Source organism: Vibrio sp. 10N.286.45.E10, from assembly GCF_002874195.2.
GTDB classification, from domain to species: Bacteria; Pseudomonadota; Gammaproteobacteria; order Enterobacterales; family Vibrionaceae; genus Vibrio; species Vibrio crassostreae.
On the sequence record NZ_MCWD02000001.1, the window covers coordinates 2,762,745 to 2,776,483 of the forward strand.

The following is a 13,739-nucleotide window of genomic DNA, read 5'->3' on the forward strand; positions in this document are numbered from 1 at the left end:
TAGTCTTTAGCGATCTGCTACAACAATAGTGATGTGGCTTGAACGCTTCAAGATACGATCCGCACGACCTTTAGCACGAGGCATAATACGCTTCATGATAGGGCCCTCATCTACGAAGATTTTAGCGACATTTAGATCGTCGATATCTGCACCTTCGTTATGTTCCGCGTTAGCGATAGCTGACTCAAGAACCTTCTTAACTAATACAGCAGCTTTTTTGTTGCTGAAAGTTAGAATTTCTAGAGCTTGGTCTACCGACTTACCGCGAATTTGGTCTGCAACTAAGCGAGCTTTCTGTGGAGAAATACGAGCAAAGTTATGTTTAGCTAAAGCTTCCATCATCTACTCCTTATTTCTTCTTAGCTTTCTTATCTGCAGCATGACCGCGATAAGTACGAGTTGGTGCAAATTCGCCCAGTTTGTGACCGATCATTTCTTCGGTAACGAAAACTGGAACGTGCTGACGACCATTATGGACAGCGATGGTCAAACCAATCATTGTTGGGATGATCATTGAGCGACGGGACCAAGTCTTAATAGGCTTTTTGTCTCCGCTTTCCACCGCTTTCTCTACCTTCTTCAGCAAGTGTAGGTCAATAAAAGGACCTTTCTTGAGAGAACGTGGCATGGCGATTCCTCTTTATAAATTATTTAGTGCGACGACGTACGATGTACTTGTCAGTGCGCTTGTTCTTACGAGTCTTGAAGCCCTTAGTAGGAACGCCCCAAGGAGAAACTGGGTGACGACCACCAGATGTGCGGCCTTCACCACCACCATGTGGGTGATCCACCGGGTTCATTACTACACCACGTACGGTTGGACGTACGCCGCGCCAGCGTGAAGCACCAGCTTTACCAAGTTCACGTAGCATATGCTCAGAGTTACCAACTTCACCGATCGTTGCACGACCTTCAGAAAGTACTTTGCGCATCTCACCAGAACGTAGACGGATAGTTACGTATGCACCATCGCGAGCGATGATTTGAGCATAAGCACCAGCCGAACGAGCTAGTTGAGCACCTTTACCAGGCTTAAGTTCAACACAGTGTACAGTAGAACCTACTGGGATGTTGCGCATCGGCAGAGTGTTACCTGCTTTGATTGCAGCATCTACGCCAGATTGAATCTGGTCGCCTGCGTTAACACCTTTAGGTGCAATGATGTAACGACGCTCACCGTCTGCGTACAGAACTAGAGCGATGTTAGCACTACGGTTTGGATCGTATTCTAGACGCTCAACTTTCGCTGGGATGCCATCTTTAGTACGTTTGAAGTCAATTACACGGTAATGGTGCTTATGACCACCACCGATGTGACGTACTGTAATACGACCGTTGTTGTTACGACCACCGTTCTTAGAGTTTTTCTCTAGAAGTGGTGCGTATGGCTTACCCTTGTGTAGGTCAGCGTTAACAACTTTAACGACGTGACGACGACCAGGGGAAGTCGGCTTACATTTAACAATAGCCATTTTTACTACTCCTGTTATTCCGCGCCGCCAACGAAGTCAAGATCTTGACCTTCTTTCAAAGTAACGTAGGCTTTTTTCACGTCTGAACGACGGCCTTCACGCATACCTTGACGTTTGGTCTTACCCTTTAATACAAGAGTATTTACAGACTTAACTTCAACTTCAAATAGCTTTTCTACAGCTGCTTTGATCTCTTTCTTAGTTGCATCTTTAGCTACTTTGAAAACGATAGTGTTCGCTTTCTCAGCTGCCATAGTTGCTTTTTCAGAGATGTGCGGAGCACGTAGAACTTTTAAGATACGCTCTTCAGTGATCATGCTAGCATCTCCTCAACTTGCTTAACTGCGTCAGCAGTCATTAGAACCTTGTCGAAAGCGATTAGTGATACTGGATCAACACCAGCAACATCACGTGCATCTACTTTGTATAGGTTACGAGCAGCTAAGAATAGATTTTCATCTACTTCGCCAGTCACAATCAGAACGTCGCTTAGCTCAAGCTCTTTAAGCTTAGCTACAAGTTCTTTTGTTTTTGGTGCTTCTACAGAGAAGTTATCAACAACGATTAAACGCTCTTGACGAACTAGCTCAGAAAGAATGCTCTTCATAGCACCGCGGTACATTTTTTTGTTTACTTTTTGGCTGTGATCTTGTGGTTTCGCAGCAAAAGTAACACCACCTGTACGCCAGATTGGGCTACGAATTGTACCAGCACGTGCGCGGCCAGTACCTTTTTGACGCCATGGCTTAGCGCCACCGCCAGATACTTCAGAACGAGTCTTTTGAGCACGAGTACCTTGACGAGCACCTGCTGCATATGCAACAACTACTTGGTGTACAAGAGCTTCGTTGAAGTCACGTCCGAAAGTAGTCTCGGAAACAGTTAGTGCATCAGCACCTTTAACCATCAATTCCATTACTTACTCCTAGACGTTATGCTTTAACAGCAGGTTTTACGATCACGTTTCCGCCTGTTGAGCCCGGTACTGCACCTTTAATAAGGAGTAGATTGCGCTCAGCGTCAACACGTACGATCTCTAGGTTTTGAGTCGTTACACGCTCAGCACCCATGTGACCTGCCATTTTCTTGCCTTTAAACACGCGGCCTGGAGTTTGACATTGGCCAATTGAACCCGGTGCGCGGTGAGACAAAGAGTTACCGTGAGTCATATCTTGAGTAGAGAAGTTCCAACGCTTGATAGCGCCTTGGAAGCCTTTACCTTTAGATGTACCAGTAACGTCTACTTTTTTAATTTCGTTGAAAAGTTCTACGTTTAGCTCAGCGCCAACTTCAAACTCTTCGCCGTTTTCTAAACGGAATTCCCAAAGACCGCGACCTGCTTCTACACCCGCTTTCGCGAAGTGACCAGCTTCAGGTTTAGTTACACGGTTAGCTTTCTTAGCACCAGTAGTTACTTGGATTGCTGCGTAGCCGTCTGTCTCAAGAGTTTTAACTTGAGAAATACGGTTCGCTTCAACCTCAACAACAGTTACTGGGATAGAAACGCCTTCTTCAGTAAATACGCGGGTCATACCCACTTTACGTCCGACTAGACCAATCATTATTCTTATCTCCCTTAACCTAGGCTGATTTGAACATCAACGCCAGCTGCAAGATCAAGACGCATTAGAGCATCAACAGTTTTATCTGTTGGCTCAACGATGTCGATCAAACGCTTGTGAGTACGGATTTCGTACTGATCACGTGCATCTTTGTTGACGTGTGGAGAGGTAAGAACAGTGAAACGCTCTTTACGAGTAGGAAGTGGAATAGGACCACGAACCTGTGCGCCAGTACGTTTTGCTGTTTCAACGATTTCCGCAGTTGAAGCATCGATTAGCTTGTAATCAAACGCTTTAAGGCGGATACGAATACGTTGGTTCTGCATGAGACAGAGCTCCAATTATTAAAAATTACACAAACAATATCGCCACTCAAACCCGATAAAACGAGAGAATGCCGATTGATTTATGTGAAACCGTAGCATCCAAAATTAGGACGCATTGTCAGTTAACTTTTGAAGCAAACAAAAAGTTTACTATTTTTATTAACCGCGAACATAAGCTGAGTATACATTACTAGGTAAGACCTACTCCTCAGTGCTCATTGGTTCACAACCAGCGTTAGCCAGTGCGATGCATTATACAGATCACACTTTAGTATGCAAGTAGTGTTGGAAAAATAATCGGAATTTATTGGAAGTTGGTTTTGTATCGAGAGAGAAGAAGATAGATGGAAGGTGATATTTCTTTAGAGAAAACAAAAGGGAAGCCGAAGCTTCCCTTTTTTTCAGATGCGTGCTCTTCTAATGAAGAGTGTCCAAAAATCTAAATGCTATTAAGCGAAGATTTTAGCTACAACACCAGCACCAACTGTACGGCCACCTTCGCGGATTGCGAAACGTAGACCTTCGTCCATTGCGATTGGAGCGATTAGCTCAACAGTCATTTGAACGTTGTCACCTGGCATTACCATTTCTACGCCTTCTGGTAGAGTGATGTCGCCTGTTACGTCAGTTGTACGGAAGTAGAACTGTGGACGGTAACCTTTGAAGAAAGGAGTGTGACGGCCGCCTTCGTCTTTAGAAAGTACGTATACTTCAGACTCAAACTTAGTGTGTGGGTTGATAGAACCTTTCGCAGAAAGTACTTGACCACGTTCAACGTCATCACGCTTAGTACCACGTAGAAGTGCACCAACGTTCTCACCTGCACGACCTTCGTCAAGCAGTTTACGGAACATTTCAACACCAGTACAAGTAGTAAGAGTAGTCTCTTTGATACCAACGATTTCTACTTCGTCACCTACACGTAGGATACCGCGCTCGATACGACCAGTTACAACAGTACCACGACCTTGGATTGAGAATACATCTTCAATTGGTAGTAGGAACGGTTGGTCAACTGCACGCTCTGGCTCAGGAATGTAAGAATCTAGTGCTTCTGCAAGCTCAACGATCTTGTCTTCCCACTGCTTCTCGCCGTTTAGTGCGCCAAGTGCAGAACCTTGGATAACTGGTAGGTCATCACCTGGGAAGTCGTATTCAGAAAGAAGTTCACGAACTTCCATCTCAACTAGCTCAAGTAGCTCTTCGTCATCAACCATGTCACATTTGTTCATGAATACGATGATGTAAGGGATACCAACTTGACGACCAAGTAGGATGTGCTCACGAGTTTGAGGCATAGGGCCGTCAGTCGCAGCAACAACTAGGATACCGCCGTCCATTTGTGCAGCACCAGTGATCATGTTTTTAACATAATCCGCGTGTCCTGGACAGTCTACGTGTGCGTAGTGACGTGCTGGAGTGTCGTACTCAACGTGAGAAGTTGCGATTGTGATACCGCGCTCACGCTCTTCTGGAGCGTTATCGATAGATGCGAAATCTTTAGCAACACCGCCGTATACTTTTGCAAGAGTAGTACAGATAGCAGCAGTTAGAGTTGTTTTACCGTGGTCAACGTGGCCGATAGTACCAACGTTTACGTGCGGTTTCGTACGTTCAAATTTTTCTTTAGACACAATCGTGTTCCTTCCTAGTTATGATTCGCCACGTTCATTATTGAGCGAGACGCGCCAGAAATTGCTATTTTATGCGCCAACTCTCGTTAGCGCAATATTTGGACGCATTGTTCTTTCAAAAAATGAAAAAAAATGCCTTCCTTTTGTTTAACCACGCTCTGCAATGATTGCTTTTGCAACATTGTTAGGCACTTCAGCGTACTCACTAAACTCCATAGAGTAAGAAGCACGACCTTGTGTCGCAGAACGTAAATCAGTTGCGTAACCGAACATGACAGACAACGGAACTTGTGCACGAATTATCTTCAGGCCAGCTGTCCCCTCGTCCATACCTTCGATGATGCCGCGACGACGGTTAATATCGCCAACAACGTCACCCATCCAGTCTTCTGGAGTAGTTACTTCAACTTTCATCATAGGCTCAAGCAAAACTGGTTGCGCTTCAAGTGCACCCGTTCTGAAAGCCATAGAGGCAGCGATTGTAAACGCCATCTCACTTGAATCTGTTTCATGGTAAGAACCATCATATAGTGTAGCTTTGATATCCAAAACTGGATAGCCAGCAAGCACACCATTGTTCATCTGCTCTTCAACGCCTTTAGCGACTGAAGCAATAAACTCTTTCGGTACGATACCATTGGCAATTTCATCCACAAAGACAAAGCCTTCGCCAGCTTCTGATGGTTCCAGTTTCAGCCATACGTGACCGTACTGACCTTTACCACCATGTTCACGGATAAATTTACCTTCCGCTTTCGCTGTACCACGAATAGTCTCACGGTAAGCCACTTGCGGGTTACCAACGTTGCAGTTCACGCTAAATTCACGCTTCATACGGTCAACGATGATATCTAAGTGTAGTTCACCCATACCAGAAATTAGAGTCTGGCCAGTTTCCGCATCCATATCAACGCGGAACGATGGGTCTTCCGCTGCTAGTTTACCTAGAGCGATAGTCATTTTATCTTGATCAGCTTGAGAGCTTGGCTCTACAACGATCTGAATAACTGGGTCTGGGAACTCCATGCGCTCAAGAACAATCTTATGGTTCTGGTCACAAAGGGTTTCACCAGTAGTCACATCTTTCAGGCCAATGATGGCTGCGATGTCACCTGCTCGTACTTCTTTTACTTCTTCACGCTTGTTTGAGTGCATTTGAACAATGCGACCTAAGCGTTCACGTTGTTTCTTCACAGAGTTGTAAGCTGTTTTACCGCTTTCAACAACACCAGAGTAAACACGGATGAAAGTTAAAGTACCAACGAATGGGTCTGTTGCAATCTTGAATGCTAGCGCTGAGAACGGTTCTTTGTCGTCTGCGTGACGCTCTGCTTCGTTCTCGTCTTCATCGATACCCTTAATTGCAGGTACATCGACTGGAGAAGGAAGGAAATCAACAACTGCATCTAGAACAGCTTGTACACCTTTGTTTTTGAATGCACTACCACAAGTAGCAAGTACGATTTCATTATTAAGGGTACGAGTACGAAGACCTTGTTTGATTTCAGCTTCTGTTAGTTCACCTTCTTCAAGGTACTTATCCATCAGCTCTTCATTTGCTTCTGCAGCAGCTTCAACAAGTTCTGTACGATATTCTTCAGCCATTTCTTGCATGTCTGCAGGGATATCTTCGTACGTAAAAGTCATGCCTTGGTCAGCTTCGTTCCAGTTAATTGCCTTCATCTTGATAAGATCGACAACGCCTTGGAAGTTTTCTTCAGCACCAATGTTCAGTTGAATTGGAACAGGAGTTGCGCCTAGGCGGTCCTTGATCTGTTCAACTACGCGCAAGAAGTCTGCGCCGGTACGGTCCATTTTATTAACGAAAACCATACGTGGAACTTGGTACTTATCAGCTTGACGCCATACTGTCTCTGACTGAGGTTCAACACCAGATGAGCCACAGAACACAACAACTGCACCATCAAGTACACGCAAAGAACGTTCTACTTCGATTGTGAAGTCAACGTGTCCAGGAGTGTCGATGATGTTGATACGGTGGTCCGAGAACTGAGCTTCCATACCACGCCAAAACGTAGTGGTTGCTGCTGAAGTGATCGTAATACCGCGCTCTTGCTCTTGCTCCATCCAGTCCATGGTTGCTGCACCATCGTGAACTTCGCCGATTTTATGAGAAAGACCGGTATAGAACAGAATACGTTCACTTGTGGTTGTTTTACCTGCATCTACGTGAGCAACGATACCGATATTACGGTATTGCTCTATAGGAGTTTTACGAGCCACGGTTGAATCCTCTTATTAGAGACTTAGGGACTATTGCTATGCCTAGATTATGCGTTAAAAGCGATGCTTCGCTAAAAATTGCTTGCCCTAGAAATAGCAATAGTTCCTAGCATAAGCATAGGAACTAAAGAAGTGCTGCAAGGAACCTTGCAGCACTAAAAAGGTATTACCAACGGTAATGTGCGAACGCTTTGTTTGCGTCAGCCATGCGGTGAACGTCTTCACGTTTCTTAACCGCAGTACCTTTGTTCTCAGACGCGTCTAGCATTTCAGCAGCTAGGCGTTGAGCCATAGATTTTTCACCACGCTTACGCGCAGCTTCAACTACCCAACGCATAGCAAGAGCGTTACGGCGAACCGGACGAACTTCTACAGGTACTTGGTAAGTTGAACCACCTACACGGCGAGATTTAACTTCTACCGCTGGGCGAACATTTTCAAGAGCTTCTTCAAATACAGCTAAGTGGTCTTTACCAGACTTCTCAGCCATTGAATCTAGTGCAGTGTAAACGATTTTCTCTGCAGTAGATTTCTTTCCGTCAACCATAAGGATGTTAACGAATTTTGCCAGCAATTCAGATTTGAACTTAGGATCTGGAAGGATCTTACGCTGACCTATTACGCGACGACGTGGCATGGATATTCTCCGTTGTCTTCTTCAGGTTTTTTCCAAAACTTTTCAGAATAATAAATAAAATAGTGTTTGGCCTTACTTAACGCTTTCTTTTAAAAAAGAAAATGCATTAAGACTTAGGACGTTTCACACCGTACTTAGAACGACCTTGTTTACGGTCGTTAACGCCAGCACAGTCTAGCGCGCCGCGAACAGTGTGGTAACGAACACCCGGAAGGTCTTTTACACGACCGCCACGGATTAGTACAACACTGTGCTCTTGAAGGTTGTGACCTTCACCACCGATGTACGAAGTTACTTCGAAACCGTTGGTTAGACGTACACGACATACTTTACGTAGTGCCGAGTTAGGTTTTTTAGGTGTAGTAGTGTAAACACGAGTACATACACCACGTTTTTGTGGGCACGCTTCTAGTGCAGGCACGTTGCTTTTAACAACTTGCTTTACACGAGGCTTGCGAACCAACTGGTTAATAGTTGCCATTAACTAGCTCCTGAAATTTACTTGAAAGTAAGCTTTGTGAAAAATCTATCCCTAATCACAAGTCGTAATTAGGGACGCAAAATTCTATTCAGCAGTGGGAGGTGTGTCAAGAAATATACAGATCTTTTTTAGCCGTCTAGAGCTCAGGATTGTCTAATTTTAACCAAACTGATAAAACACGCTTACCAAGTCACTGATTTGTCTTTCAAAACCGTCAGTTTAACGAAGCCATCGAAGTCAACTTGATCAATGGTACTTGAGACAAGTAGTTGTAAACCTCGGCTATCGAGATCTGGTTTTAACACCGACACCTGCTCTACTGCGCAGATTTGAGTGAATAACTCATGATTTGGAAGGCAAACATACACCGCATCTTCCACCAAAAGGAACTGATCCTGTGGCTGAGAGTAGGTCAATGCGAGTTTAAGTTTGTCGACTGATTTTACGATATGAAGCATAGCGTCCCTTAGAAAGTCAGTATCTGTTGGCACTGAGATAACTTCTGCGTTAACTCGTCGGCTTCAACGGTGGTCACATCGATCAACAGGTTGTCTGCTGAAAGACCAAACTGACTCAGACTATGCTGACACACATACACCTGTTCGATGTCGTAAAGGTCCATAAGTTTGAATGCAGAGATGTAGTCACGCGATAGTGTTTCGTCGGGCTGCTGCGCTTTAAGAAGCTGAGTCACCCCATCACCAACAAAGAACACGGCAATGTCTTCACTGTATGCGGACGCAGCAAGCAGGGCGTCTAACCCTTCTCTACCCGCAGCGGTCGTATGAGGGTAACTGTTAAATATAAAGGCTAACTTTCTCAAAACTGCACCACCCTATCTTGCGTTAGTAGTGCTTCCGATAAGCTCCCTAATCCGGCCTGAGTAAATCCAGTTGCTAGGTTAGAGGCACTTAGTTGATGTTGCTCTGCTTCTTCAGAGCTAATCACTCCGCGTCTTAGCGCAGCAGCCACACAGGTTTCAAGGCTAACATCGTGCTCATCAGCCAGCTTTTGCCAAGCTGAAGCTAAGTCAAATTCATCGTTAGCCGGTACGGTAAGGTCTGAGCCGTTACTGACGCCATCTTGATAGAAGAACACACTGTGAAGTTTGTGGCCCTGTTTAATCAGAGCCACGGCAAACTGGTAGGCACTTCTTGCTGACTGTGAGCCATACACCGGCCCATTAACTAGGAGTGTATAGCTTAGCAACCCTCTTCATCCTCTGTTTTACGTTGGCGGATGTATAGGTACACGGTGTGCTTAGAGATGTTCAGTCGCTCAGCAACGCGGTTAATCGCGTCTTTGATGTCGAAAATACCTTTATCGTACAACTCCATCACGATCTGACGGTTCTTAGTATTATTCGATACCGATTTGTCAGCGTTAATTTCTTCTATGGTGCGTTCAACCGTTTGGTCGACAAGTTCTTCAACGTCACTAGCGAAGTTAACCGATGATGCGGCTTCGTCTGCGTCTTGCGTAGGCATGAACGATTGCAGTACTTGTGAGAATGGCGCGTCTAGGTTCACGTTAATACACAGTAGGCCAATCACTCGGTCTTCACCGTTGCGGATAGCAACCGTGATCGACTTCATCAACACTCCACCTTTAGCGCGAGTGAAATATGAACGTGAGAAGTTACGCTTAGAACCTTCAATATCTTTTAGCATCTTCAATGCAAGATCGGTGATCGGCGAGCCAACCTGACGACCTGTATTTTCGCCGTTGGCAATTTTAATCGCAGAAGTATTGAGGTCTTCTAAAGAGTGCAAAACGATTTCACAAAACGGACCAATAAGGCTCGCAATACCGTCAACAACGGCCTCATAAGATCTTAGAATGATTTTATCGTGTTCACTGAATGGCATAACGTGGACTGATTCCATTTCAAGTAACACATCTGCATTGACTGTTTCTGTAGTAGTCACTTATTCCTTACCTTCGTGTGAAAAATCAACAAATTTATGTAAGTTTATCAGAAAATTTTAATTGCACACCTAGCTAACATTGCAACTAGTGATTTAGAACAAGTTTAAAAATCAAATACTCATCTTCAAATCATAAAAAAAGCCTAACTCAAAGTTAGGCTTTTTATTCAATCAACGTATTTTAGTACGAGGCTTTTGACCGATATTACTGTGCAGGAGCTGCTTCAGCGTTATCGATGTTTAGTAGTTCTACTTCGAATACTAGCGTTGAGTTAGCTGGGATAGTCGGTGTGTCTTGCTCACCGTATGCTAGCTCTGGCGGGATAACGAACTTGTACTTAGAACCGACTTGCATCAGCTGTACGCCTTCAGTCCAGCCTGGGATTACGCGGTTTAGTGGGAATGTTGCTGGTTCGCCACGATCGTAAGAGCTATCGAACTGAGTACCATCAGTTAGTGTACCTTTGTAGTGTACTTGAACGGTATCGGTGTCTTTTGGAGAAGCGCCTTCACCTTGTGTCATTACTTGGTAAAGTAGGCCAGATTCAGTTTGCTTAACGCCTTCAGTTTTAGCGAACTCAGCACGGAAGTCATCACCAGCTTTCTTCACTTCTGCAGATTTTTCTGCCGCTTGTGCTTGCATCGTTTCAGCAACACGCTTGTCTAGAGCTTCAAGAGCTGCGCGAGTTTCTTCTTCGTTAAGTGCTGTTTTCTCTGCAAATACGTCTTCGATACCTTGAAGAACCATATCTTTGTCTAGGTTGATACCTAGCTCGCTTGGCTTATCAATGCTTGTGCTTAGGTAGTTAGCGAAAGATACACCGATTGCGTAAGCCGCTTTGTCATCTTCTGTTTTAAAGTTTACTGCTTCAACTTTAACTTCTTCTACCTGTGGAGCTTCTGCCTTTGGTTCTTCTTTCTGACAACCAACTGCTAGCATAACCGTTGCGGCAAGCAGTGATACTTTTAAAACTGATTTCATTGAATTCTCCAATTAATGGCCAAGCCATTGGTTATTGTGCACAAATCTAATGATTAGATTGGTGTGAATACGTTAGTTATAACAATATACTAGTCATATGTCTTTAGACAAAAACCGGATTATTAGACGTGATGCAAATATTTTTCCATTCATTGCTATGTGCAATTGTCATCACCTTGTTAAATGGATGTTTTTTCTTCCAAGGTGATGAGCAACGTTGGGAAATTGAACCCAACGGTGCCACCAGCTTTGCACTCAGCAGAGATGGACGCTTCGCCCTGCTCTACTCTCAGCAAAAACAACTACTGCTTTGGGATCTCGCCCAAAACCAAGAGTTGGCTCAGCTTGGCCCACAAGATCAGTTAGAAAACCAAGTATCACGTATCCGTATCTCGGACAATGGCCGTTTTGCCATTACCGCGAGCCAAATGAACTTCGCCGTTTGGGACTTATCTTGGACTCAAGCACAAGGGCTATGGTCTATCTCAGACGGCTTGATTCGCGATGTCGATATCTCTAGCAATGGTGAAAAAGTACTGCTTGGCCTTTCTAATGGCAAAGCCATCTATGTGGACTTAGTCACCGGACGCCGTCTGGAGTTCCTCGCTCACCGAGAAAAAGTGAATTCCGTGTCCCTTTCATCTAATGGTCGCTACGCCTTATCCGGTGGCAACGACTACAAAGCCTACCTTTGGGATACTGAGTCGGGCTTGGTATTGCGCTCCTTTGAGCATGAACAAAGAGTAGTACGAGTCGCGCTACAACGCGATGGTGAGCTGGCTTTTACCTCTGATGGCGGCAACCAAGCAATGATTTGGGATCTTGAAACGGGCGAACCTCAAGCACAACTGCAAAGCTGGTCTCGACAGTTGATTTTCTCGAGTGCTCGTTTTTCTGATGACGGCAGTATGTTGGTGACAGGCACACCATCTAGCCAAGTGAGTGTGTGGAATACTCAGGATGGCAAACGAATTTCTCGCCACGATGCTGAGCCACTAAAAGATGCTCGCCCTCCTCGTGCGGTAGTGTATGATGCAGCCTTTGATGATAAGAACCGTGTGATATCGGGCACCTCTGCGGGCATTGCCCAAGCTTGGAATGTGGATTAAGAACGATGACAGAAAAGCGAGTTGAACAACTAGAAAGCCGCGTTAATGACCTAGAGTGTCAGCTAGCTTTCCAAGAACAGACCATTGAAGAACTCAATGAAGCGCTTAGCCAACAGCAAATGTTGATCACGAGAATGCAAGATCAGATGAAGTTCGTGGTTGGCAAAGTGAAAAATATGGATGGCTCTAACCTAGCAGACGCATCAGAAGAGACGCCACCTCCACACTATTAAGTTCAATTCAAATGGGCTACTGCTCATTTGCCATAATTGAAAAACAAAGGGCGGCAGAAAATATCTGTCGCCCTTTGTTTATGTACTTGGTAATTTAATTTACGCCTGTATGAGATTACTCATCAGCATAAATCTTCACTTCTACACGGCCTTGAGTATCAACGCTTGCACGATACATCCCAGAGCTGTTCATACCAAAATGAATATCGCCTTGGTCATCGATAGCGATCAAGCCACCTTCCCCGCCCATGGTTTTCAGTTCACCTTGGATAATGTGTTCACAAGCGGTATGCACATCTTCTTTGAGATAACGCATTCGTGCCGCCACATCACTCGCAACCATCTTTCTTAAGAAGAACTCGCCCATCCCGGTTGTTGAGACAGCAACGTTGCCATTTTCAGCCATGGTTCCTGCACCAATAATCGGAGAATCCCCGACACGACCGTATTTCTTATTGGTCACGCCACCGGTACTGGTGGCTGCCGCTAAGTTGCCCGCTTGGTCTAATGCGACTGCACCGACCGTGCCGTACTTTTTGTCGTCAGGGTATTTCTCAGCTTGCTGTTCATCATATTTCGCTTCAGACAAAGCAAAAATGCCTTTCTCTTTCATCGACTGAAGCTGGTCATAACGGCGTTCAGTAAAGAAGTAGTCTTGCTCAGTAAACGTATATTCATGCTCAAACGCAAACTTCTCGGCGCCTTCACCAATCAATAGTACATGGTCGCTTTTCAGCATCACATCACGCGCAAGTTCAATCGGGTTTTTGATATGACGAACGCCTGCAATTGCCCCCGCATCCATTTCGCGGCCACGCATCACAGAAGCGTCCATTTCAACAAATTCATCATGCGTTAGAACCGAGCCTTTGCCGGCATTAAAGTGGGGACTGTCTTCCATCACCTTAACCGATGCGACTACCGCATCCAGAGCATCACCACCCGATTGCAATATTTTATAACCAGCCAAAACCGATTTTTCCAAAGCCTCGGTAATACCCGCTTTTAATTCATCGCTCATTTGCTCTCGCAAGATGGTTCCTGCACCACCATGAATGGCAATTGAAAAAGGCTGTGACATACAAACTCTCCACTGACGTCGTCTTATAATATTGTGCTATCAATACCACA

The 13,739-nt window shown here is 44.9% G+C and carries 19 protein-coding genes; 2 read left to right on the forward strand and 17 right to left on the reverse strand.

Going from position 1 to position 13,739, the window contains the following annotated elements; translation table 11 throughout:
• Positions 1–6 precede the first annotated feature (6 nt).
• The 16 genes from rplV to fkpA all read right to left on the reverse strand — a co-directional run bounded on the left by rplV (position 7) and on the right by fkpA (position 11,266).
• Positions 7–339: a 50S ribosomal protein L22 gene (gene rplV, locus BCU34_RS12415; RefSeq protein WP_004736732.1), complete on the reverse strand. Its 333-nt coding sequence runs from the start codon at positions 337–339 to the stop codon at positions 7–9.
• 10 nt (positions 340–349) lie between these two features.
• Complete coding sequence (gene rpsS / locus BCU34_RS12420) at positions 350–628, reverse strand: 30S ribosomal protein S19 (protein ID WP_004736729.1); 279 nt, start codon at positions 626–628, stop codon at positions 350–352.
• 19 nt (positions 629–647) lie between these two features.
• Positions 648–1,472 carry a 50S ribosomal protein L2 gene (gene rplB / locus BCU34_RS12425; RefSeq protein WP_010435149.1) on the reverse strand — a complete coding sequence of 275 codons (825 nt, stop codon included), beginning with the start codon at positions 1,470–1,472 and terminating at the stop codon, positions 648–650.
• Between the two features lie 14 nt (positions 1,473–1,486).
• Positions 1,487–1,789, reverse strand: a complete 303-nt coding sequence (rplW, locus tag BCU34_RS12430; protein ID WP_004736765.1) for a 50S ribosomal protein L23 — start codon at positions 1,787–1,789, stop codon at positions 1,487–1,489.
• Positions 1,786–2,388 (reverse strand): 50S ribosomal protein L4, encoded by a 603-nt coding sequence (rplD, locus tag BCU34_RS12435; protein WP_004738803.1) that lies wholly within the window; start codon positions 2,386–2,388, stop codon positions 1,786–1,788. The genes rplW and rplD overlap by 4 nt, the downstream gene beginning before the upstream one ends.
• A 16-nt stretch (positions 2,389–2,404) precedes the next feature.
• Complete coding sequence (gene rplC / locus BCU34_RS12440; RefSeq protein ID WP_004736763.1) at positions 2,405–3,034, reverse strand: 50S ribosomal protein L3; 630 nt, start codon at positions 3,032–3,034, stop codon at positions 2,405–2,407.
• Positions 3,035–3,048: 14 nt separating this feature from the next.
• Entirely contained in the window at positions 3,049–3,360 is a 312-nt protein-coding gene (gene rpsJ / locus BCU34_RS12445; RefSeq protein WP_004736761.1) for a 30S ribosomal protein S10, read from the reverse strand.
• Positions 3,361–3,809: 449 nt separating this feature from the next.
• Complete coding sequence (gene tuf, locus BCU34_RS12450) at positions 3,810–4,994, reverse strand: elongation factor Tu (protein ID WP_010435158.1); 1,185 nt, start codon at positions 4,992–4,994, stop codon at positions 3,810–3,812.
• Positions 4,995–5,141: 147 nt separating this feature from the next.
• Positions 5,142–7,238 carry an elongation factor G gene (fusA, locus tag BCU34_RS12455; protein WP_017061101.1) on the reverse strand — a complete coding sequence of 699 codons (2,097 nt, stop codon included), beginning with the start codon at positions 7,236–7,238 and terminating at the stop codon, positions 5,142–5,144.
• A gap of 166 nt (positions 7,239–7,404) precedes the next feature.
• Positions 7,405–7,875, reverse strand: coding sequence for a 30S ribosomal protein S7 (gene rpsG, locus BCU34_RS12460; RefSeq protein WP_010435163.1), 471 nt, complete (start codon positions 7,873–7,875; stop codon positions 7,405–7,407).
• A 106-nt stretch (positions 7,876–7,981) separates the two neighbouring features.
• Positions 7,982–8,356, reverse strand: coding sequence for a 30S ribosomal protein S12 (gene rpsL, locus BCU34_RS12465; RefSeq protein WP_004737194.1), 375 nt, complete (start codon positions 8,354–8,356; stop codon positions 7,982–7,984).
• Positions 8,357–8,538: 182 nt separating this feature from the next.
• Entirely contained in the window at positions 8,539–8,814 is a 276-nt protein-coding gene (tusB, locus tag BCU34_RS12470; RefSeq protein ID WP_048659145.1) for a sulfurtransferase complex subunit TusB, read from the reverse strand.
• 8 nt (positions 8,815–8,822) lie between these two features.
• Entirely contained in the window at positions 8,823–9,179 is a 357-nt protein-coding gene (gene tusC, locus BCU34_RS12475) for a sulfurtransferase complex subunit TusC (protein ID WP_102433290.1), read from the reverse strand.
• Positions 9,176–9,565: a sulfurtransferase complex subunit TusD gene (tusD, locus tag BCU34_RS12480; RefSeq protein WP_017063709.1), complete on the reverse strand. Its 390-nt coding sequence runs from the start codon at positions 9,563–9,565 to the stop codon at positions 9,176–9,178. The genes tusC and tusD overlap by 4 nt, the downstream gene beginning before the upstream one ends.
• The gene (locus BCU34_RS12485; RefSeq protein ID WP_004729851.1) at positions 9,559–10,284 is read right to left on the reverse strand and encodes a transcriptional regulator; all 726 of its coding nucleotides are present in this window, start codon (positions 10,282–10,284) and stop codon (positions 9,559–9,561) included. The genes tusD and BCU34_RS12485 overlap by 7 nt, the downstream gene beginning before the upstream one ends.
• A 205-nt stretch (positions 10,285–10,489) precedes the next feature.
• Positions 10,490–11,266 (reverse strand): FKBP-type peptidyl-prolyl cis-trans isomerase, encoded by a 777-nt coding sequence (gene fkpA / locus BCU34_RS12490; protein ID WP_048659147.1) that lies wholly within the window; start codon positions 11,264–11,266, stop codon positions 10,490–10,492.
• A gap of 131 nt (positions 11,267–11,397) precedes the next feature.
• On the opposite strand from fkpA, the gene BCU34_RS12495 reads away from it, so the two are divergent.
• Positions 11,398–12,375 carry a WD40 repeat domain-containing protein gene (locus BCU34_RS12495; RefSeq protein WP_102433291.1) on the forward strand — a complete coding sequence of 326 codons (978 nt, stop codon included), beginning with the start codon at positions 11,398–11,400 and terminating at the stop codon, positions 12,373–12,375.
• Between the two features lie 5 nt (positions 12,376–12,380).
• The gene (locus tag BCU34_RS12500) at positions 12,381–12,608 is read left to right on the forward strand and encodes a SlyX family protein (RefSeq protein ID WP_009848930.1); all 228 of its coding nucleotides are present in this window, start codon (positions 12,381–12,383) and stop codon (positions 12,606–12,608) included.
• Positions 12,609–12,723: 115 nt separating this feature from the next.
• Here BCU34_RS12500 and BCU34_RS12505 read toward each other — a convergent pair whose 3' ends face one another.
• A complete protein-coding gene (locus tag BCU34_RS12505) occupies positions 12,724–13,689 on the reverse strand; it encodes an isoaspartyl peptidase/L-asparaginase family protein (protein WP_102478452.1) in 966 nt (321 codons plus the stop codon).
• Positions 13,690–13,739 lie beyond the last annotated feature (50 nt).